The sequence below is a fragment of the Pseudomonas sp. XWY-1 genome (assembly GCF_002953115.1).
In the GTDB taxonomy this organism is placed as follows: Bacteria; Pseudomonadota; Gammaproteobacteria; order Pseudomonadales; family Pseudomonadaceae; genus Aquipseudomonas; species Aquipseudomonas alloputida.
In genome coordinates, this window is the sequence record NZ_CP026332.1 from 122,687 (window position 1) to 144,149 (window position 21,463).

Annotated in this window: 8 protein-coding genes, 2 tRNA genes and 6 rRNA genes; 10 read left to right on the forward strand and 6 right to left on the reverse strand. The window is 56.2% G+C overall.

Annotation, left to right across the window (positions count from 1 at the left end; genetic code table 11):
* Positions 1-209 precede the first annotated feature (209 nt).
* The 8 genes from PRJ_RS00610 (at position 210) to rrf (PRJ_RS00645) (ending at position 9,205) form a co-directional block, all read left to right on the forward strand.
* Positions 210-3,102 (forward strand): 23S ribosomal RNA (locus tag PRJ_RS00610).
* A 131-nt stretch (positions 3,103-3,233) separates the two neighbouring features.
* Positions 3,234-3,349: ribosomal RNA gene (gene rrf / locus PRJ_RS00615) — 5S ribosomal RNA — on the forward strand.
* Between the two features lie 449 nt (positions 3,350-3,798).
* A 16S ribosomal RNA gene (locus PRJ_RS00620) occupies positions 3,799-5,335 on the forward strand.
* Between the two features lie 85 nt (positions 5,336-5,420).
* A tRNA-Ile gene (locus PRJ_RS00625) sits at positions 5,421-5,497 on the forward strand.
* A gap of 24 nt (positions 5,498-5,521) precedes the next feature.
* Positions 5,522-5,597 (forward strand) — tRNA-Ala (locus tag PRJ_RS00630).
* Between the two features lie 243 nt (positions 5,598-5,840).
* Positions 5,841-8,733 (forward strand): 23S ribosomal RNA (locus tag PRJ_RS00635).
* Between the two features lie 131 nt (positions 8,734-8,864).
* Positions 8,865-8,980 (forward strand): 5S ribosomal RNA (gene rrf, locus PRJ_RS00640).
* Positions 8,981-9,089: 109 nt separating this feature from the next.
* A 5S ribosomal RNA gene (gene rrf / locus PRJ_RS00645) occupies positions 9,090-9,205 on the forward strand.
* Together the 16S, 23S and 5S rRNA genes with 2 tRNA genes alongside form the textbook arrangement of a ribosomal RNA operon.
* 66 nt (positions 9,206-9,271) lie before the next feature.
* Here rrf (PRJ_RS00645) and PRJ_RS00650 read toward each other — a convergent pair.
* The 4 genes from PRJ_RS00650 to PRJ_RS00665 form a co-directional block, all read right to left on the reverse strand.
* The gene (locus PRJ_RS00650) at positions 9,272-11,686 is read right to left on the reverse strand and encodes a TonB-dependent siderophore receptor (RefSeq protein WP_104960564.1); all 2,415 of its coding nucleotides are present in this window, start codon (positions 11,684-11,686) and stop codon (positions 9,272-9,274) included.
* A gap of 165 nt (positions 11,687-11,851) precedes the next feature.
* Positions 11,852-12,808 carry a FecR family protein gene (locus PRJ_RS00655; RefSeq protein ID WP_104960565.1) on the reverse strand — a complete coding sequence of 319 codons (957 nt, stop codon included), beginning with the start codon at positions 12,806-12,808 and terminating at the stop codon, positions 11,852-11,854.
* Positions 12,809-12,812: 4 nt separating this feature from the next.
* A complete protein-coding gene (locus PRJ_RS00660) occupies positions 12,813-13,316 on the reverse strand; it encodes a sigma-70 family RNA polymerase sigma factor (RefSeq protein ID WP_014589285.1) in 504 nt (167 codons plus the stop codon).
* Between the two features lie 106 nt (positions 13,317-13,422).
* Positions 13,423-14,112, reverse strand: a complete 690-nt coding sequence (locus PRJ_RS00665) for a GntR family transcriptional regulator (protein ID WP_064492509.1) — start codon at positions 14,110-14,112, stop codon at positions 13,423-13,425.
* A gap of 203 nt (positions 14,113-14,315) precedes the next feature.
* Between PRJ_RS00665 and lapG the strand changes: the two genes are divergently transcribed.
* A complete protein-coding gene (gene lapG, locus PRJ_RS00670; RefSeq protein WP_011953175.1) occupies positions 14,316-15,077 on the forward strand; it encodes a cysteine protease LapG in 762 nt (253 codons plus the stop codon).
* Between the two features lie 10 nt (positions 15,078-15,087).
* Positions 15,088-17,034 (forward strand): cyclic di-GMP receptor LapD, encoded by a 1,947-nt coding sequence (gene lapD, locus PRJ_RS00675; RefSeq protein WP_104960566.1) that lies wholly within the window; start codon positions 15,088-15,090, stop codon positions 17,032-17,034.
* Positions 17,035-17,190: 156 nt separating this feature from the next.
* Here lapD and PRJ_RS00680 read toward each other — a convergent pair whose 3' ends face one another.
* Positions 17,191-18,549 (reverse strand): HlyD family type I secretion periplasmic adaptor subunit, encoded by a 1,359-nt coding sequence (locus tag PRJ_RS00680; protein ID WP_177429905.1) that lies wholly within the window; start codon positions 18,547-18,549, stop codon positions 17,191-17,193.
* Positions 18,550-18,556: 7 nt separating this feature from the next.
* Positions 18,557-20,713: a type I secretion system permease/ATPase gene (locus PRJ_RS00685; protein WP_003256004.1), complete on the reverse strand. Its 2,157-nt coding sequence runs from the start codon at positions 20,711-20,713 to the stop codon at positions 18,557-18,559.
* Positions 20,714-21,463: the final 750 nt, after the last annotated feature.

Below are 21,463 nucleotides of genomic sequence, written 5' to 3' on the forward strand. Positions count from 1 at the left end.
AAATGAACATTCGCTTCGAATGTTGATTTCTGGCTTTTGTCAGATCGTTCTTTAAAAATTCGGATATGTGATAGATATAGACTGAACACCAGTTTCACTGCTGGTGGATCAGGCTAAGGTAAAATTTGTGAGTTCTGCTCGAAAGAGCAACGTACGAATTTTCGGCGAATGTCGTCTTCACAGTATAACCAGATTGCTTGGGGTTATATGGTCAAGTGAAGAAGCGCATACGGTGGATGCCTTGGCAGTCAGAGGCGATGAAAGACGTGGTAGCCTGCGATAAGCTTTGGGGAGTCGGCAAACAGACTGTGATCCAGAGATCTCTGAATGGGGGAACCCAGCCAGCATAAGCTGGTTATCTTGTACTGAATACATAGGTGCAAGAGGCGAACCAGGGGAACTGAAACATCTAAGTACCCTGAGGAAAAGAAATCAACCGAGATTCCCTTAGTAGTGGCGAGCGAACGGGGACCAGCCCTTAAGTTGATTTGAGATTAGTGGAACGCTCTGGAAAGTGCGGCCATAGTGGGTGATAGCCCCGTACACGAAAATCTCTTGTCAATGAAATCGAGTAGGACGGAGCACGAGAAACTTTGTCTGAATATGGGGGGACCATCCTCCAAGGCTAAATACTACTGACTGACCGATAGTGAACCAGTACCGTGAGGGAAAGGCGAAAAGAACCCCGGAGAGGGGAGTGAAATAGAACCTGAAACCGTATGCGTACAAGCAGTGGGAGCCTACTTTGTTAGGTGACTGCGTACCTTTTGTATAATGGGTCAGCGACTTATATTCAGTGGCGAGCTTAACCGAATAGGGGAGGCGTAGCGAAAGCGAGTCTTAATAGGGCGTTTAGTCGCTGGGTATAGACCCGAAACCGGGCGATCTATCCATGGGCAGGTTGAAGGTTAGGTAACACTGACTGGAGGACCGAACCGACTACCGTTGAAAAGTTAGCGGATGACCTGTGGATCGGAGTGAAAGGCTAATCAAGCTCGGAGATAGCTGGTTCTCCTCGAAAGCTATTTAGGTAGCGCCTCATGTATCACTGTAGGGGGTAGAGCACTGTTTCGGCTAGGGGGTCATCCCGACTTACCAAACCGATGCAAACTCCGAATACCTACAAGTGCCGAGCATGGGAGACACACGGCGGGTGCTAACGTCCGTCGTGAAAAGGGAAACAACCCAGACCGTCAGCTAAGGTCCCAAAGTCATGGTTAAGTGGGAAACGATGTGGGAAGGCTTAGACAGCTAGGAGGTTGGCTTAGAAGCAGCCACCCTTTAAAGAAAGCGTAATAGCTCACTAGTCGAGTCGGCCTGCGCGGAAGATGTAACGGGGCTCAAACCATGCACCGAAGCTACGGGTATCATCTTACGATGATGCGGTAGAGGAGCGTTCTGTAAGCCTGTGAAGGTGAGTTGAGAAGCTTGCTGGAGGTATCAGAAGTGCGAATGCTGACATGAGTAACGACAATGCGAGTGAAAAACTCGCACGCCGAAAGACCAAGGTTTCCTGCGCAACGTTAATCGACGCAGGGTTAGTCGGTCCCTAAGGCGAGGCTGAAAAGCGTAGTCGATGGAAAACAGGTTAATATTCCTGTACTTCCAGTTATTGCGATGGAGGGACGGAGAAGGTTAGGCCAGCCTGGCGTTGGTTGTCCAGGTTTAAGGTGGTAGGCTGAAATCTTAGGCAAATCCGGGATTTCAAGGCCGAGAGCTGATGACGAGTTGCCTTTAGGCGACGAAGTGGTTGATACCATGCTTCCAAGAAAAGCTCCTAAGCTTCAGATAACTGGGAACCGTACCCCAAACCGACACAGGTGGTTAGGTAGAGAATACCAAGGCGCTTGAGAGAACTCGGGTGAAGGAACTAGGCAAAATGGCACCGTAACTTCGGGAGAAGGTGCGCCGGCGAGGGTGAAGGACTTGCTCCGTAAGCCCATGCCGGTCGAAGATACCAGGCCGCTGCGACTGTTTATTAAAAACACAGCACTCTGCAAACACGAAAGTGGACGTATAGGGTGTGACGCCTGCCCGGTGCCGGAAGGTTAATTGATGGGGTTAGCGCAAGCGAAGCTCTTGATCGAAGCCCCGGTAAACGGCGGCCGTAACTATAACGGTCCTAAGGTAGCGAAATTCCTTGTCGGGTAAGTTCCGACCTGCACGAATGGCGTAACGATGGCGGCGCTGTCTCCACCCGAGACTCAGTGAAATTGAAATCGCTGTGAAGATGCAGTGTATCCGCGGCTAGACGGAAAGACCCCGTGAACCTTTACTATAGCTTTGCACTGGACTTTGAATTTGCTTGTGTAGGATAGGTGGGAGGCTTTGAAGTGGGGACGCCAGTTCTCATGGAGCCATCCTTGAAATACCACCCTGGCAACTTTGAGGTTCTAACTCAGGTCCGTCATCCGGATCGAGGACAGTGTATGGTGGGTAGTTTGACTGGGGCGGTCTCCTCCCAAAGAGTAACGGAGGAGTACGAAGGTGCGCTCAGACCGGTCGGAAATCGGTCGTAGAGTATAAAGGCAAAAGCGCGCTTGACTGCGAGACAAACACGTCGAGCAGGTACGAAAGTAGGTCTTAGTGATCCGGTGGTTCTGTATGGAAGGGCCATCGCTCAACGGATAAAAGGTACTCCGGGGATAACAGGCTGATACCGCCCAAGAGTTCATATCGACGGCGGTGTTTGGCACCTCGATGTCGGCTCATCACATCCTGGGGCTGAAGCCGGTCCCAAGGGTATGGCTGTTCGCCATTTAAAGTGGTACGCGAGCTGGGTTTAGAACGTCGTGAGACAGTTCGGTCCCTATCTGCCGTGGACGTTTGAGATTTGAGAGGGGCTGCTCCTAGTACGAGAGGACCGGAGTGGACGAACCTCTGGTGTTCCGGTTGTCACGCCAGTGGCATTGCCGGGTAGCTATGTTCGGAAGAGATAACCGCTGAAAGCATCTAAGCGGGAAACTTGCCTCAAGATGAGATCTCACTGGGATCTTGAATCCCCTAAAGGGCCGTCGAAGACTACGACGTTGATAGGTTGGGTGTGTAAGCGCTGTGAGGCGTTGAGCTAACCAATACTAATTGCCCGTGAGGCTTGACCATATAACACCCAAGCAATTTGCTGACGCAGATTGCGGTGGTGAAGACGAAAGACCCGAAAATTCGTAAGACCACAAATATCGCATATCCGGATTCGCTGGGCTGTCCATCTGGACATTCTGGCAACAGAATTTCTTGACGACCATAGAGCATTGGAACCACCTGATCCCATCCCGAACTCAGTAGTGAAACGATGCATCGCCGATGGTAGTGTGGGGTTTCCCCATGTGAGAGTAGGTCATCGTCAAGATTCATTTCGCAAAACCCCTATCTGCGCATGCAGGTAGGGGTTTTGTCTTTAAGTAGAAGCTCATGCTTCGTCCTGGTAAGCCGCAAGGTCAACCAGCTGCAGTAAAAAGGTGGTTGACAGTGTTTTTGAATGCTGTATTATTCACCTCCCGCGACGAGAGATCGAAGCGAGTTAAGTGTCTGAAGTTAAACGAGTTTCTCGCAAAAAACTTCAAAATAAACGCTTGACAGGCTCTGAGGAAAGCGTAGAATGCGCGCCTCGGTTGAGACGAAAAGCTCTTAACCAAACGCTCTTTAACAAATCGAATCAAGCAATTCGTGTGGGTGCTTGTGAGTATGGACTGATAGTCAAAAAGATTATCAGCATCACAAGTGACCATGCGAGAAATCACATAGTCATTTGAGATTGCTGAGCCAAGTTTAGGGTTTCTTAAAAACCCAAGCAGTATTGAACTGAAGAGTTTGATCATGGCTCAGATTGAACGCTGGCGGCAGGCCTAACACATGCAAGTCGAGCGGATGACGGGAGCTTGCTCCTTGATTCAGCGGCGGACGGGTGAGTAATGCCTAGGAATCTGCCTGGTAGTGGGGGACAACGTTTCGAAAGGAACGCTAATACCGCATACGTCCTACGGGAGAAAGCAGGGGACCTTCGGGCCTTGCGCTATCAGATGAGCCTAGGTCGGATTAGCTAGTTGGTGGGGTAATGGCTCACCAAGGCGACGATCCGTAACTGGTCTGAGAGGATGATCAGTCACACTGGAACTGAGACACGGTCCAGACTCCTACGGGAGGCAGCAGTGGGGAATATTGGACAATGGGCGAAAGCCTGATCCAGCCATGCCGCGTGTGTGAAGAAGGTCTTCGGATTGTAAAGCACTTTAAGTTGGGAGGAAGGGCAGTAAGTTAATACCTTGCTGTTTTGACGTTACCGACAGAATAAGCACCGGCTAACTCTGTGCCAGCAGCCGCGGTAATACAGAGGGTGCAAGCGTTAATCGGAATTACTGGGCGTAAAGCGCGCGTAGGTGGTTTGTTAAGTTGGATGTGAAAGCCCCGGGCTCAACCTGGGAACTGCATCCAAAACTGGCAAGCTAGAGTACGGTAGAGGGTGGTGGAATTTCCTGTGTAGCGGTGAAATGCGTAGATATAGGAAGGAACACCAGTGGCGAAGGCGACCACCTGGACTGATACTGACACTGAGGTGCGAAAGCGTGGGGAGCAAACAGGATTAGATACCCTGGTAGTCCACGCCGTAAACGATGTCAACTAGCCGTTGGAATCCTTGAGATTTTAGTGGCGCAGCTAACGCATTAAGTTGACCGCCTGGGGAGTACGGCCGCAAGGTTAAAACTCAAATGAATTGACGGGGGCCCGCACAAGCGGTGGAGCATGTGGTTTAATTCGAAGCAACGCGAAGAACCTTACCAGGCCTTGACATGCAGAGAACTTTCCAGAGATGGATTGGTGCCTTCGGGAACTCTGACACAGGTGCTGCATGGCTGTCGTCAGCTCGTGTCGTGAGATGTTGGGTTAAGTCCCGTAACGAGCGCAACCCTTGTCCTTAGTTACCAGCACGTTATGGTGGGCACTCTAAGGAGACTGCCGGTGACAAACCGGAGGAAGGTGGGGATGACGTCAAGTCATCATGGCCCTTACGGCCTGGGCTACACACGTGCTACAATGGTCGGTACAGAGGGTTGCCAAGCCGCGAGGTGGAGCTAATCTCACAAAACCGATCGTAGTCCGGATCGCAGTCTGCAACTCGACTGCGTGAAGTCGGAATCGCTAGTAATCGCGAATCAGAATGTCGCGGTGAATACGTTCCCGGGCCTTGTACACACCGCCCGTCACACCATGGGAGTGGGTTGCACCAGAAGTAGCTAGTCTAACCTTCGGGAGGACGGTTACCACGGTGTGATTCATGACTGGGGTGAAGTCGTAACAAGGTAGCCGTAGGGGAACCTGCGGCTGGATCACCTCCTTAATCGACGACATCAGCCTGCTGATGAGCTCCCACACGAATTGCTTGATTCATTGTAAAAGACGATGCTGTAACGCGACCCTGTTATAGGTCTGTAGCTCAGTTGGTTAGAGCGCACCCCTGATAAGGGTGAGGTCGGCAGTTCAAATCTGCCCAGACCTACCATTACATGGTTCAGCCGTAGAATACGGGGCCATAGCTCAGCTGGGAGAGCGCCTGCCTTGCACGCAGGAGGTCAGCGGTTCGATCCCGCTTGGCTCCACCACTTTCGCCGTACGCAGTTACTTGTCAGAACTTAGAAATGAACATTCAGCTCGAATGTTGATTTCTGGCTTTTGTCAGATCGTTCTTTAAAAATTCGGATATGTGATAGATATAGACTGAACACCAGTTTCACTGCTGGTGGATCAGGCTAAGGTAAAATTTGTGAGTTCTGCTCGAAAGAGCAACGTACGAATTTTCGGCGAATGTCGTCTTCACAGTATAACCAGATTGCTTGGGGTTATATGGTCAAGTGAAGAAGCGCATACGGTGGATGCCTTGGCAGTCAGAGGCGATGAAAGACGTGGTAGCCTGCGATAAGCTTTGGGGAGTCGGCAAACAGACTGTGATCCAGAGATCTCTGAATGGGGGAACCCAGCCAGCATAAGCTGGTTATCTTGTACTGAATACATAGGTGCAAGAGGCGAACCAGGGGAACTGAAACATCTAAGTACCCTGAGGAAAAGAAATCAACCGAGATTCCCTTAGTAGTGGCGAGCGAACGGGGACCAGCCCTTAAGTTGATTTGAGATTAGTGGAACGCTCTGGAAAGTGCGGCCATAGTGGGTGATAGCCCCGTACACGAAAATCTCTTGTCAATGAAATCGAGTAGGACGGAGCACGAGAAACTTTGTCTGAATATGGGGGGACCATCCTCCAAGGCTAAATACTACTGACTGACCGATAGTGAACCAGTACCGTGAGGGAAAGGCGAAAAGAACCCCGGAGAGGGGAGTGAAATAGAACCTGAAACCGTATGCGTACAAGCAGTGGGAGCCTACTTTGTTAGGTGACTGCGTACCTTTTGTATAATGGGTCAGCGACTTATATTCAGTGGCGAGCTTAACCGAATAGGGGAGGCGTAGCGAAAGCGAGTCTTAATAGGGCGTTTAGTCGCTGGGTATAGACCCGAAACCGGGCGATCTATCCATGGGCAGGTTGAAGGTTAGGTAACACTGACTGGAGGACCGAACCGACTACCGTTGAAAAGTTAGCGGATGACCTGTGGATCGGAGTGAAAGGCTAATCAAGCTCGGAGATAGCTGGTTCTCCTCGAAAGCTATTTAGGTAGCGCCTCATGTATCACTGTAGGGGGTAGAGCACTGTTTCGGCTAGGGGGTCATCCCGACTTACCAAACCGATGCAAACTCCGAATACCTACAAGTGCCGAGCATGGGAGACACACGGCGGGTGCTAACGTCCGTCGTGAAAAGGGAAACAACCCAGACCGTCAGCTAAGGTCCCAAAGTCATGGTTAAGTGGGAAACGATGTGGGAAGGCTTAGACAGCTAGGAGGTTGGCTTAGAAGCAGCCACCCTTTAAAGAAAGCGTAATAGCTCACTAGTCGAGTCGGCCTGCGCGGAAGATGTAACGGGGCTCAAACCATGCACCGAAGCTACGGGTATCATCTTACGATGATGCGGTAGAGGAGCGTTCTGTAAGCCTGTGAAGGTGAGTTGAGAAGCTTGCTGGAGGTATCAGAAGTGCGAATGCTGACATGAGTAACGACAATGCGAGTGAAAAACTCGCACGCCGAAAGACCAAGGTTTCCTGCGCAACGTTAATCGACGCAGGGTTAGTCGGTCCCTAAGGCGAGGCTGAAAAGCGTAGTCGATGGAAAACAGGTTAATATTCCTGTACTTCCAGTTATTGCGATGGAGGGACGGAGAAGGTTAGGCCAGCCTGGCGTTGGTTGTCCAGGTTTAAGGTGGTAGGCTGAAATCTTAGGCAAATCCGGGATTTCAAGGCCGAGAGCTGATGACGAGTTGCCTTTAGGCGACGAAGTGGTTGATACCATGCTTCCAAGAAAAGCTCCTAAGCTTCAGATAACTGGGAACCGTACCCCAAACCGACACAGGTGGTTAGGTAGAGAATACCAAGGCGCTTGAGAGAACTCGGGTGAAGGAACTAGGCAAAATGGCACCGTAACTTCGGGAGAAGGTGCGCCGGCGAGGGTGAAGGACTTGCTCCGTAAGCCCATGCCGGTCGAAGATACCAGGCCGCTGCGACTGTTTATTAAAAACACAGCACTCTGCAAACACGAAAGTGGACGTATAGGGTGTGACGCCTGCCCGGTGCCGGAAGGTTAATTGATGGGGTTAGCGCAAGCGAAGCTCTTGATCGAAGCCCCGGTAAACGGCGGCCGTAACTATAACGGTCCTAAGGTAGCGAAATTCCTTGTCGGGTAAGTTCCGACCTGCACGAATGGCGTAACGATGGCGGCGCTGTCTCCACCCGAGACTCAGTGAAATTGAAATCGCTGTGAAGATGCAGTGTATCCGCGGCTAGACGGAAAGACCCCGTGAACCTTTACTATAGCTTTGCACTGGACTTTGAATTTGCTTGTGTAGGATAGGTGGGAGGCTTTGAAGTGGGGACGCCAGTTCTCATGGAGCCATCCTTGAAATACCACCCTGGCAACTTTGAGGTTCTAACTCAGGTCCGTCATCCGGATCGAGGACAGTGTATGGTGGGTAGTTTGACTGGGGCGGTCTCCTCCCAAAGAGTAACGGAGGAGTACGAAGGTGCGCTCAGACCGGTCGGAAATCGGTCGTAGAGTATAAAGGCAAAAGCGCGCTTGACTGCGAGACAAACACGTCGAGCAGGTACGAAAGTAGGTCTTAGTGATCCGGTGGTTCTGTATGGAAGGGCCATCGCTCAACGGATAAAAGGTACTCCGGGGATAACAGGCTGATACCGCCCAAGAGTTCATATCGACGGCGGTGTTTGGCACCTCGATGTCGGCTCATCACATCCTGGGGCTGAAGCCGGTCCCAAGGGTATGGCTGTTCGCCATTTAAAGTGGTACGCGAGCTGGGTTTAGAACGTCGTGAGACAGTTCGGTCCCTATCTGCCGTGGACGTTTGAGATTTGAGAGGGGCTGCTCCTAGTACGAGAGGACCGGAGTGGACGAACCTCTGGTGTTCCGGTTGTCACGCCAGTGGCATTGCCGGGTAGCTATGTTCGGAAGAGATAACCGCTGAAAGCATCTAAGCGGGAAACTTGCCTCAAGATGAGATCTCACTGGGATCTTGAATCCCCTAAAGGGCCGTCGAAGACTACGACGTTGATAGGTTGGGTGTGTAAGCGCTGTGAGGCGTTGAGCTAACCAATACTAATTGCCCGTGAGGCTTGACCATATAACACCCAAGCAATTTGCTGACGCAGATTGCGGTGGTGAAGACGAAAGACCCGAAAATTCGTAAGACCACAAATATCGCATATCCGGATTCGCTGGGCTGTCCATCTGGACATTCTGGCAACAGAATTTCTTGACGACCATAGAGCATTGGAACCACCTGATCCCATCCCGAACTCAGTAGTGAAACGATGCATCGCCGATGGTAGTGTGGGGTTTCCCCATGTGAGAGTAGGTCATCGTCAAGATTCATTTCGCAAAACCCCTATCTGCGCATGCAGGTAGGGGTTTTGTCTTTAAGTAGGAACTACACAGATTCGCAGGCACGTCCTAGGGACGGGCCAGCACACAGAATTTCTTGACGACCATAGAGCATTGGAACCACCTGATCCCATCCCGAACTCAGCAGTGAAACGATGCATCGCCGATGGTAGTGTGGGGTTTCCCCATGTGAGAGTAGGTCATCGTCAAGATTCAAACCCAAAGCCCCTGTCTGCGATGCAGACAGGGGCTTTGTCTTTTCCGGGTTTCAATATCGGTTAGAACTGATAGCTGACCGTGGCGCTCACATTGCGCTCTTCACCCATGTAGCAGTAGTTCAGGCTGGCACATGAGGTAATGTAGCTTTCATTGGTAAGGTTGTTGGCGTTCAAGCGCACATCCACACCCGTCAGGCCGACCTTGCCCAGGTCATAGCCGATCGAGGCGTCGAACAGGGTGTAGGAAGGCACCTTCATGCTGTTTTCCGCATCGACCCAGCTGTACCCCACATATCGCACCCCACCGCCCAGCCGCAGGCCATCCAGTGCCCCCTGGCGGAAGTTATAGTCGGCCCACAGCGAGAGCATCTGTTTCGGCGCCTGAGTCGGCGAATTACCCTTGTTGTCCAAGTTGCCCGACACAAGGCTCGGCATTGACTTCGAATACTCGATATCGGTGAAGGTATAGCCACCCAGCAGTTTGAGGCTGTCGGTCAGTTGCACATGGGCCTCCAGCTCCAGCCCTTGCGAGCGGACTTCACCGACAGGGCGGTAGAAGTCTTCGTCAGGCTGTTTAGACGCCAAATTCTCCTGCTCGATGCGGAACACCGATGCGGTGAACAGGTTGTCGCTCCCTGGTGGCTGATATTTGATGCCGGCTTCCCACTGAGTGCCCTCCGTCGGTGCTAGCGGCCGGCCTTGCTGGTCGGACACGGTGTTCGGGTTGAACGACTCCGAGTAGCTGATGTAGGGCGCAATGCCGTTCTCGAACAGGTAGAGCACTCCAGCCCGGGAGGTGAACCTGGAGCGTTGATCACTGACCTTGCTGTCGCTGTCACGGTTCTCTTCGGACACCTTCACCCAGTCCTGGCGCAGTCCCAAGGAAAAGCGCCACTGGTCCAGCTCCACCAGATCCTGCAGGTACACACCCGTTTGTTGCAAACGCCGCTGGTAGCGGTTCTCGCTCAGTACCTGAAGGTTGCCATTGCCGTACTGCGGATTGCCAGCATCCAGCGGGTCGACGGTGCCATAACGCCATGTCACGTCGGCTTTGCGCCGCTGGTAGTCAGCCCCCAAGAGCAGGGTGTGCTTGGCGGCCCCAGTAAAAAACTCTGCCTGCAGCATGTTATCAATGATGTATGAATGCAGACGCTCGTCGCCGCCGGTATAGGCGCGGTTTAGCATGTTGCTGTCAACATCTGCCCAGCCGGCGGCGTACACCTGGTCCATCGACACGTCGGAATCCTGATAACGGAAGTTCTGCCGCGCGGTGAAAACATCATTGAAGCGGTGCTCAAACTGGTAACTGAAGGATTGCTGCGTGCGCTCGTAGTTGTCGATGCTCGGCTCGCCTTCGAAGAAATGGTCTGACAGGCGAAAACCGTTGCGTTTGTGCAGCATGCCGTCTGCAGGGTTGCCGCCGTGGTACCCACCGTTAGGGTCGTGCTGCAAATAGGCCTGCAGCGTGAGTGAGGTGTCTTCGGTGAAGTCGACACTGATAGCAGGGGCGATGGCGTAACGTTCTTCCTTGTTGTGGTCGAACTGAGTGTCGGAAGCATCCGCCAAACCCGTCAGGCGATACGCAATGCGTTTGTCGTCATTCACAGGCCCACTGAAGTCGAAGCCCACGCCACGCTGGCCCTGAGTACCTACCGTGGCCTGAACCTGATGGTAAGGGGCAAAGAGTGGCTTCTTGGTGGTCAGGGCTACCAGGCCACCCGGCGAGCTTCGCCCGTACAGTACCGAGGACGGTCCCTTGAGAATGTCGATGCGCTCAAGGAAGTATGGGTCTACCTGCATTGTGCTGTAGGTGCCGTTGTCTCCCATTGACTTGAGCCCATCGACGTAGATGTTGTCCACCGAACCGTCGTTGAAGCCGCGCATGGCTACATAGTCATAGCGATGAGTGGCACCGTACGGGTTGGTCAGTACTCCAGGCGTGTAGCGCATGGCTTGGGCAACGGTCTGAGAGCCCTGATCATCCATTTGCTGGCGAGTAACCACCGAGACCGATTGGGATGTCTCCACCAAGGGCATGCTGGTCTTGGTCGCCACCTGGCTGTGCGTGGCGTTGTAACCCTCCATGCTGCCCAGTGCGTTGCCGAGGGAGAAACTACGGATGTCGGTGTCTGGCAATGCCAGGGCAGCGTTCTGACGCTGTGCCTGCAGCACATAGTTACGTCCCCCCTGGCTGACGGCTTCCAGTCCGCTGCCATTTAGCAACTGGCGCAGCGCCTGATCGGCTGTGTACTGCCCCTGCAGTCCGTTGGAATGCAGGCCATCGGTCAGCTGAGGCGTGCTCGATAGGGTGATCCCGGCCTGGCGAGCGATTGTGTTGAGCACGTCGGTCAGTTGGCCAGCTGGTATTGCATAGTGTTGGCTCACTTCGGCTGTGTCGGCCGCAACGGAAAGTTGCGGAACAGTTGCCAGGCCCAGGGCGGTACCAAACAGAACAGCCCGGATGGCATGGCGCAAGTGAGCTGATTGCAGGACTGGACGAAAATCATTCGGGCTGAAAGTGTGGGTTAACACCGGGTTGGTAGACATGAAGGGTCCGTTAAAGTGTCGAGGGCAGAAAGTGTTGCTTACTGTCCTAGCCGGACCTGGATTCAAAACCCGCCAGAAATCGATAACGCCTTATCAGGTGATGCTCTCTACATGCACCCACCAGCGTGTACGTCGACGAAGTCGTACGGGCAACGTCTGCGGTAGCAGCCGAAGCAGTTGCTCCGGGTCTTCGAGGCGGAACACCCCCGACAGGCGCAGGTCGGCAATATCATTGCTGCAGCCCAGGTAACCATGGCGATAGCGGCTGACCTGCGCGAGGAAGTTGGAGAGGCGCATGTCCTGAGTGACGATCAACCCTTCAGTCCAGGCCATCGCATCCATGTCCATGTGCGCGAGCCGGTGCGCACCTTGAGCATCCAGGCGCCAGTTCTGGCCACCTTCGATCCACTGAAGTTGGCCAGCACCAGGCCGGTGTATCGCCACTTTGCCGTGGCTGACGCTGACACGTGTGTAGTCGCTATCCTGATAGGCCACAAAGCGTCCTTCGAAGCCTTCAAGCAGCGCGTCGCGGGTTTGTACCAGCAGGGGATTCCGGGGGTTGCAGTTGATCATCAATTCCCCATGCTTCAGGCGGACCAGGCGCTGTTGATCATGGAAGGCCAGGTCCACGGCACTGCAGGTATTGAGTTGCATCAGTGAGCCATCGGGCAGGGTGAAGACGCGTCGCTCGCCCGTGCCGGTGGCATAGTCTGACGTCCAGGCACTCACAGTATCGAGGTCTTTGGCCAGCCAGCTCGCTGATCCTGCCATGACAACGCCGCCAAGCAGCTTCAGCGCCTGTCGACGGCGCAGGCGCTGCTGGCTGGTTTCCAGTGTCTGCAATGCCAGCCCGGCACCCGGGATAGCGCGCAGGTCGAGGTCCTTATGAAGGTGAACCATACGCTGCCAGGCCTGTTCGTTTTCGTGGTGGCTGCTGCGCCATTGCGCGCACTGTTGTTGCAGAGCTGGATCGTGCCCGCTCTCACGTAGCCGCAGCATCCACTGAATGGCCTGCCTGACCGTTTTTGGATCAGGGCGTGCGACGGTCATGGAATCAGCAGTCGTCTTCATAGCGCAGCACGTAGCAGTGATAGAGCGCATCGGCGATGTAGCGCTCAACGGTGCGCACGGAGATACCCATCTGTTCGGCGATGGCCTGATGCTTCAGCCCCTCGCATTGAGCCAGCAGGAATGCGCGACGTACCTTGGGTTTGAGGCCGTCGAGCATGCGTGCAATACGTTCAAGCAATTCCAGCAGCAGCTCGCGGGTCTCGACTGAGGGGACCAGTGCTTCCGGCACATGGGCCAAAGCCTCCAGGTAGGCCCTGTGCAGTTCCTCGCGGCGCCAATGATCGATCACCAACCCACGCGCTACCGTGCGCAGGAAGGCCCTGGGAGCATTCAGCTGCAATTGTTCACGACGCTGTAGCAAGCGGACGAAGGTATCCTGGGCGAGGTCAGCCGCATCGGCTGCGTTGCCGAGCTTGCTACGCAGCCAGGTATGCAACCAGCCGTGGTGGTCACTGTAGAGCGTTTGCACGGAATCGTTGCTGGGCATGGAGGAGGGCGCCGGCATCAATGGACGTTAATGATAATTAGTCTCATTGTTGGCGGAGCAAGATTAATTTGCAACCCATCAATTAACGCGTAAAGCCGGTAATGGGCTAACGCCCCAATTGCGTATCCAGGTAATTACGGATCACCCGCGCCCCGCCATTGAGGTGCCGTTCCAGCACCGCTACCGCTTCGTCCACCAGCTTGTCGCTGGCTGCATCTACCAGTGCGTTGTGATCGTCCTGAGTGAGCTTGCCCAGGCCCATGGACGAAAGATGGAAGCGCAGGAAGCGTTCTTCCTCGTTCAGTTCGTTCTCGATAAGGCGCAGTAGTTTCTTGTTCGGCGCCTTGCTGTACAGCGCCATGTGGAGCAGGCGGTTGAGGCGGCCAATTTCGGTGTGGCTGGTCTCGTTCTCCAGTTGCTGGATATACCCGCGGGCGCTGGCGATGTCGCTGGCATCAAGCAGCGGGATAGACTGGCGCAGCGCCTCGCTCTCGAGCAATACGCGAAGGGCATAGGTGTCCACTGCATCCTCGCCGATCAGCGGTGCAACGACGGCGCCCTTGTGCATCTCCACTTTCAACAGGGATTGCGCTTCGAGCTGGCGCAGGGCCTCGCGCACGGGCATGCGACTGACGCCGTACAAGGTGGCGAGCTCTTGTTGGCGAACTGCAGTACCAGGCGGCAAGCGACCATCGAGAATGGCGCTGCGCAGGCGTTCTTCGATCACGCCACGGGCCTGATGCGGCAACAACTGCTCGCTGGCCAGCACATTGCTCAATTTGATTTTCTTGGCCACGCGACGCCTGCCTCAACGATGACTATATTGGATCCAATTAAACTAGTAACAGCTTGTGAGTGTGTCAAACCTGCACCCACACTGGTACGGGCGCCCCAAAAGCGCGGCTATGGTGGAGGAAGTCGCACGTCAAAGGAAGCTGCCTATAGAAAGATGTAAGCAGAAAGTATAGGCGGGCTGACAGCCGGGTGCGTGATTGCAGGGTGCCATTGTCTTTTGCGGTGGCAAGCCCCACCATCGCTGCTTTCGACTGGTCTGAACAGGGCTTCGCAGTGGCGATATCCTGGTTGCTCAAAACCGTAGTGCGATATGTCGGCTTTGCCGCGCTGCTGGGCAGTCTTCTGCTGGGCGGCTTGCACGCGGATTGGGATTTCTCCCAGATCAGCCGCAAGTCGCAGGCTCTGTACGGCCCACTAGGTGCCGGGCAGGGTCGCATCGATGCTTGGCAGAGCCTGATGGCCACGCAGAAGCAGGGTACTGAGCTTGAACGGTTGCAAGTGGTCAACCGCTTCTTCAACCAGCAATTGCGTTATGTCGAGGATATCGATCTGTGGCATGAGGTCGACTACTGGGCCACACCTGTGCAGGCACTGATCAAAGGTGCAGGGGACTGCGAGGATTACGCCATCGCCAAATATTTCAGTCTACGGCGCATGGGAATCCCCAGCGAGAAACTGCGCATCACCTACGTCAAGGCGCTGCGGCAGAACCGGGCACACATGGTCCTGACCTATTATTCAAGCCCACAGGCCCAACCTTTGGTGCTGGACAGTCTGATGGATGCCATAAAGCCGGCAAGCCAGCGTACCGACCTGCTGCCGGTGTACGCCTTCAATGGCGAGGGGTTGTGGCTGACGGGCGCGGCAGGGAACAAGAAGGTTGGTGATACCAAGCGGCTGTCACGCTGGCAGGATTTGTTGAAGAAAATGCAGGCCGAAGGGTTCCCGGCCGAGCCGGTTTACTGAAGGAGCACAGATGTCACTGTTCAAACAATTGCTGTTGGCCATTTGCCTGTTCCTGGTGGTCGCCTTCAGTGGCAGTTTCATGGTCAGCCTGGAAAGCTCGCGCAGCCAGTACGTCAACCAGCTGCGCTCGCACGCCCAGGATGCGGCCACCGCGCTGGCGCTTTCGCTGACGCCGAATATCGACGACCCAGCGATGGTCGAGCTGATGGTCAGCTCGATTTTCGACAGTGGTTACTATGCAAGCATCAAGGTCGTCGACCTGGGTTCCAACGCCGTGCTGGTGGAGCGTCACGCCGAGCCAGACCCTGGCGGTGTGCCGCTTTGGTTCGTGCGCCTGATCGGCCTTGAGGCCGCCGGCGGCGATGCAATCGTCAGTCGTGGCTGGCAGCAGGCCGCGCGCGTTGAAGTGATCAGCCACCCGATGTTCGCCATTGCCAAGCTTTGGCAAAGCGCCTTGGGCAGCCTGGGTTGGTTGCTGTTGTGCGGTGCGGCCAGTGCCGTGCTCGGTGCTTTGCTGTTGCGCCGCCAGTTGAGGCCGCTGGACTACATGGTCGAGCAATCCCACGCTATTGCCCGCCGCGAATTCCTCAGCCTGCCAGAGTTGCCACGCACGCCGGAGCTACGCCGCGTAGTGCAAGCGATGAACCAGATGGTCGAGAAACTCAAAGCCCTGTTCACCGAGCAGGCCGAGCGCAGTGAGCGGCTACGTGCGGAGTCCTACCAGGACAGCCTGACCGGGCTGTCGAACCGCCGCTATTTTGAAATGCAGCTGAACAATCGGGTAAGCAACCTGGAAGACGCGCGCGCCGGCTACCTGCTGTTGCTGCGGGTTCAGGGCCTGGCTGGCCTGAACGCCCGCCTTGGCGGCCAGCGTACCGACCAGTTGTTGCAAGCGGTAGGTGAACAGCTGCGTCGTACTTGTGCCAGCTACCCGGAAACCAACGACCTCATTTCCCGCAGCCGCGGCGGCGAGTTTGCAGTGCTGGCACCGGGCATGGTGCATGAGGAGGCAGTACACCTTGCCCAGGCTCTGGAGGCAACGTTGCAGAGCCTGCACGAAACGGGGGCCAGTGATATCGACCCGGTGGCTTGTATAGGCCTGGCACCATTCAGCCCTGGTGATTCACCCCAGGCATTGCTGAAGCTGGCCGACGAGGCTCTGGCCCGCGCTGAGAATCAGCCAACGCCGGGCTGGGTATGCCTTGAGCAAGGTGTTGCTGCGGTTGCTGCAGATAGCCAGCATGCCTGGCACGAACGGCTCGACCAGGCGTTCATCAATGGGCATTTCGAGTTGTTCTTCCAGCCAGTGATAGAGTGCGCTTCCTCGCAACGGGTACTGCACCACAAAGTTATTTCGCGTTTGCGCGATGGCCAGGGCGAGGCCTTGCCGGCGGGCCGCTTCCTGCCTTGGCTGGAGCGCTTCGGCTGGATGCCGCGGCTGGATGTGCTGGTGCTGGAGAAAGTGTTGGCGCACCTGCGAGGGCATGACCAGGTGCTGGCGTTGAACCTGTCCGCCGCCACCCTGGCCGACCCCAAGGCCCTTCAGCGCGTTTTCGAGCTGCTGGGCCAGAATGCGGCGCTCGGTCCGCGGCTGGTTTTTGAAATTGGCGAGGAGCAGTTGCCTGAGCAGGCCGCGTTGGAGCAACTCACCCGGCGCCTGCATGGGCTTGGCTTCGGGTTGGCTTTGCAACGCTTCGGTGGGCGCTTCAGCATGATTGGCAACCTGGCGCATTTGGGCCTGGCGTACCTGAAGATTGACGGCAGTTACATCCGCAACATCGATCATGAGCAGCACAAGCGGCTGTTCATCGAAGCGATCCAGCGTGCGGCGCATAGCATCGACCTGCCGCTGATTGCCGAGCGAGTCGAGACGGAAGGAGAGCGGTTGGTGTTGCTGGAGATGGGAGTAGGCGGGATTCAGGGGAAACTGGTGGGTGAGCCTGCGCCTTGGCGCTGAATGGCCTCCCGCGTGCCGCTGTAGGCGTGGGCTAGAGCCGCAAAAGGGCCGCGTAGCGGCCCCCAGGTTCACGTAGCGATTTGCAGGGCTGCTTGTACAGCCTTGTCGCGACATGAGGCCGCTCCTAAAGCAATGGCGAAACCTGCAGGTTGGCTATCACCGCTCCCGCAGCGCTTCCGAACGCGCTTTCATGATCGGCTTGAGCAGGTAGCTCATGATGGTTTTCTTGCCTGTCATGATGTCCACCGTCGCCACCATCCCCGGAATGATCAGCAGTGGCTTCTCGTCAGTCCCCAGGTGGCTGCGATCAGTGCGCAGCTTGATCAGGTAATACGTAGTCTTCTTGTCTTCATCGGTAATGGTGTCGGCGCCAATCTGCTCCAGCTTGGCCTTTAGCCCACCGTAGATGGTGTAGTCATACGCGGTGAACTTGACCGTCGCTTCCTGGCCAGGGTGCAGGAAGGCGATGTCTTTGGGCAAAATCTTCGCCTCGATGACCAGCGTGTCGTCCAGTGGCACGACTTCGAGGATATCGCTGCCTGGCTGGATTACCCCGCCAATGGTGTTCACCAGCAGTTGCTTGACGATACCGCGTACGGGCGAAGTGACCAGTGTGCGGTGCACCCGGTCGTCCAGCGCCTTGCTGGTGGCGGTAGCCTTGTTCAGTTCGGTGCGTGCCTCGTTCAGCTGGGTCAGCGCTTCGCTTCGGAACTTGCCACGCGTTTCTTCGATCTTGCTTTGCACCTCGCGGATCGCCGCCTCTGCGCGCGGGATCGCCAGCGCAGTGGAGTCCAGCTGACCGCGGTTTTCCACTTCAGCACGGCGCAGGCGCAGCACTTCAACCTGGGAAATCGCGCCGGTTGCCACCAGCGGTTCGGACATGCTGATTTCCTTGCGCAGCAGCTCAAGGCTGTTGGCGTACTGGGTGCGTTTGGAGCTGTATTCGCGCAGCTCCTGCTGGCGTTGGACCAACTGCTGCTGCAGGCCGCCAATTTCGTCCTGCAGTTGCTGGCGCCGGCTCTGGTACAGCGACTCTTCACTGGCCGCCTGGTTTGGCGCGGCTTTACGCAGCTTTTCGTCGATAATCAGCGGGCGGTCCTCTACCTCGGCACTCAAACGTTCGACTCGCAGGGCCATGGCCAGGCGGTCAGCCTCGGTTTCACCAACGTTGGAGGCGAAGCGGGTTTCATCCAGGCGCAGCAATGGCTGGCCCACTTCGACGATCTGCCCCTCCTTGGCGAAGATTTCGGCGACGATGCCGCCCTCCAGGTTCTGGATCTTCTGCACCTTGGAAGACGGAATGGCCTTGCCTTCACCCCGCGTAACTTCGTCGATGGGCGCAACGCTGGCCCATACAATTAAGAACACGAAGAACAGGATCACGCCCCAGATGGTCAGCCGCACCACCCGCGGTGCATCTTCGATCAGGGCTTTGTTTACCTCGGGCAGCGGCTGGCCGCCAAGCGAGTCGCTGCCTTTGAAATAGCGCCGCAGGCCGTCCTTGAACTGCCCCATATCCAGCTTATGCAACACTGATCTGCCCCTTCTTCAGTGCATCCATGACCGCGGCTTTCGGGCCGTCGGCGACAATCTGCCCGCGATCGATCACGATCAGCCGGTCTACCAGTGACAGCAACGAGGCACGGTGCGTGACCAGCAGTACCGTCTTGCCCTCCACCACCGCTTGCAGGCGCTGCTTGAGGCGTTCTTCACCGGTGTTGTCCATGGCGCTGGTCGGCTCGTCCAGCAGCAGGATCTGCGGGTTGAGCAGCAGCGCACGGCCCAAGGCGACGTTCTGCCGCTGGCCGCCGGACAGGTTCTGCCCGCGTTCACCCACTTGCAGCTCGTAGCCGTCGGGGTGCAGCCGGGCGAATTCATGTACGCCCGCCAGTTCAGCGGCCTGCAGGATCAATTCGTCCTCGATGTAGCGGGCGCCGCTGACCAGGTTGTCACGCAAGGTGCCGGCCAGCAGCTGGATATCCTGGGGGACGTAGCCGATGTTGTGGCGCAGTTCGCTGACATCGATCTGGCGAATGTCGACGCCATCGACCAGCAGCGAGCCACCATCGGCCTCGTACAGGCCGACAATGAGCTTGGCCAGCGAGCTCTTGCCGGAGCCGCTGCGGCCGATGATACCGACCTTCTCGCCAGGGCGGATGGTCAGGTTGATATTCTTCAGGGCCAGGTTCTGCTGGTTCGGATAAGTGAAGTCGACCCCGCGGAACTCGACGCTGCCCTGCAGCACCTTGCGGCTCAGTGGGCGCTCTTCGAAGTTGCGCTCTTGCGGCAGATCCATCATGTGGTCGGTGGAGACCATGGTCACCTTGGCTTGCTGGTAGCGGGCCAGCAGGCCGTTGAGCTGGCCCAACGGGCCGAGGGCGCGGCCGCTGAGCATGTAGCAAGCCACCAGGCCGCCCATGCTGAGGTTGCCATCAATGATCAGGTACACGCCGACGCAGATCATTGCCACGCCTGCCAGTTGCTGGATCAGCAGGGTGATGTTCATCGCCAGGCTCGACAGCACCTTCACCCGCAGCTCCAGGCGGCTTAGGGTGCCGAGCGTCTGTTCCCACATGTACTGGCGTTCGCTCTCGGCGTTGTTGACCTTTACCGCATCCAGGCCGGCGAGGGTTTCGATCAGGCTGGACTGGCGCTCTGATGCCAAAGCCATGGTCCGCTCCATGGTCGCCATCAGTGGCCGCTGCAGGGCGTAGCCGATGCCCAGAGCCAGCGGGAAGGCGATGATCGGTATCCACACCAGGTGCCCGCCAATGATGGCGATGACGATCAAAATCAGTATGGTAAAGGGCAGGTCGATCAGGCTGGTCAGGGTCAGCGAGGCGAGGAAGTCGCGCAGGCCCTGGAACTCGTGAATGTTCTGGGCAAAGCTGCCGACCCGCGCCGGCCGGTACTTCATCGACATGCCGACGATACGTTCAAACAGCGTTGCCGAGATGATCAGGTCGGTCTTCTTGCCTGCCAGGTCCAGGCACAGGCCGCGAAGGCCTTTGAGGATCAGGTCGAAGATATACGCGCCGGCGATACCGATGGCCAATACCCAGAGCGTCGAGGTGGCCTGGTTTGGCACCACCCGGTCATACACGTTCATCACGAACAGCGGCGCGGCCAAGGCGATCAGGTTGATCACCAGGCTGGCGGCGATGGCGTCGATATACAACCACTTGCTGCGCAGCAGGGTGTCGCGGAACCACGACTTCGCTCGTGGGATGAGGTTGCCGTGGTTGACATCGAACTTGTGCTGCGGCTGCGCGAAGAACACGCGGCCGCTGTAGTCGCTTAGCAGTGCTTCGCGGCTGACGTGCACCTCGCCACCGTCGCTCTCGCTGAGTAGCAGGCGCGCGGTGTCATCGTTCTCCCAGCCGAGCAGGACGGCGCTGCGGCCCTCCTTGAGCAGCAGCATGGCCGGCATGGCGATACTTGGGATCTGCTCCAGCTTTCGCTGAAGCAGGCGCCCCTGCAGGCCTGCCCGGGCTGCAGCGCGGGGCAGCAGTTCAGGGCTCAGGCGCTGGGCGGGTAGCGGTAGGCCTGTTGTCAGCATGACCCGGCTGGCGGGCTTCTGGTGCAGGACACACAGGCTCAGCAGACTATCCAGCAGGGGATCGTCATGCTGACTGCGTGGATCGTGGCTGAGTTGAACTCGACTGACTTCGGATTCCACGCGGCGCTCTCTTCATCCTTGTGGTGGGTGGGGTGGGTGTGCCGTCGTTAAGGTCAGGCCGGCTCACCCTGGCATTCTTTGGTGCTGCGAAGCTGTGCTGATAAGGGTTATCACGCCCTGGTGCTGGAGCAGCTGGCCAATGTTCGCCTTGAATCGGTGTTGAGTAAACAATTCTACGTGCTTCATTTTCACCAGACTTAGCGGGGCAATGATTGTTTCATTTTTGATCCAGCCATCATCCAGCTTGTTGCAGCATAGCCTGCCACTCAGCCAAGGCATGCAAGGGCTTTGGGTTCCAGCTTAGTCACTGTCAGTAAACAGGCGCTGGTTTGTTGGCGCATATCTGTGGCTTGTTAGTCAGAATTCATCTATAGAGCGCGGATCCTTGCCTTCTTGCATTCAATATCCGCAAGCGATTTTCAATGATCGGGATACCATTATTCACGCACTCGTACGTCATCTCATTGATTTGCGACACATCGCTGCTTGTGACTCGCGCAGCGCTGAAAGCCTGGTGGGCCTCGGGTGAGCAAGCGCCCCGGCTCTGGCTGGCTATCGACCTCTGCCTGGCCGCATTCCGGCAAGGTTTGTGCTTATTTGGCAATCAGTGTCCGGGCGATTGACAGTAATCTGGATATTGACGCCAGTAACGCTGACATTGCCGAGTATGAGGGTCGCGCCGCATGATTTACGGCTGCTGAGGTGTATGAAAAAGTGCTACGACTGATGGCTTAACACCTTTTTGATGAT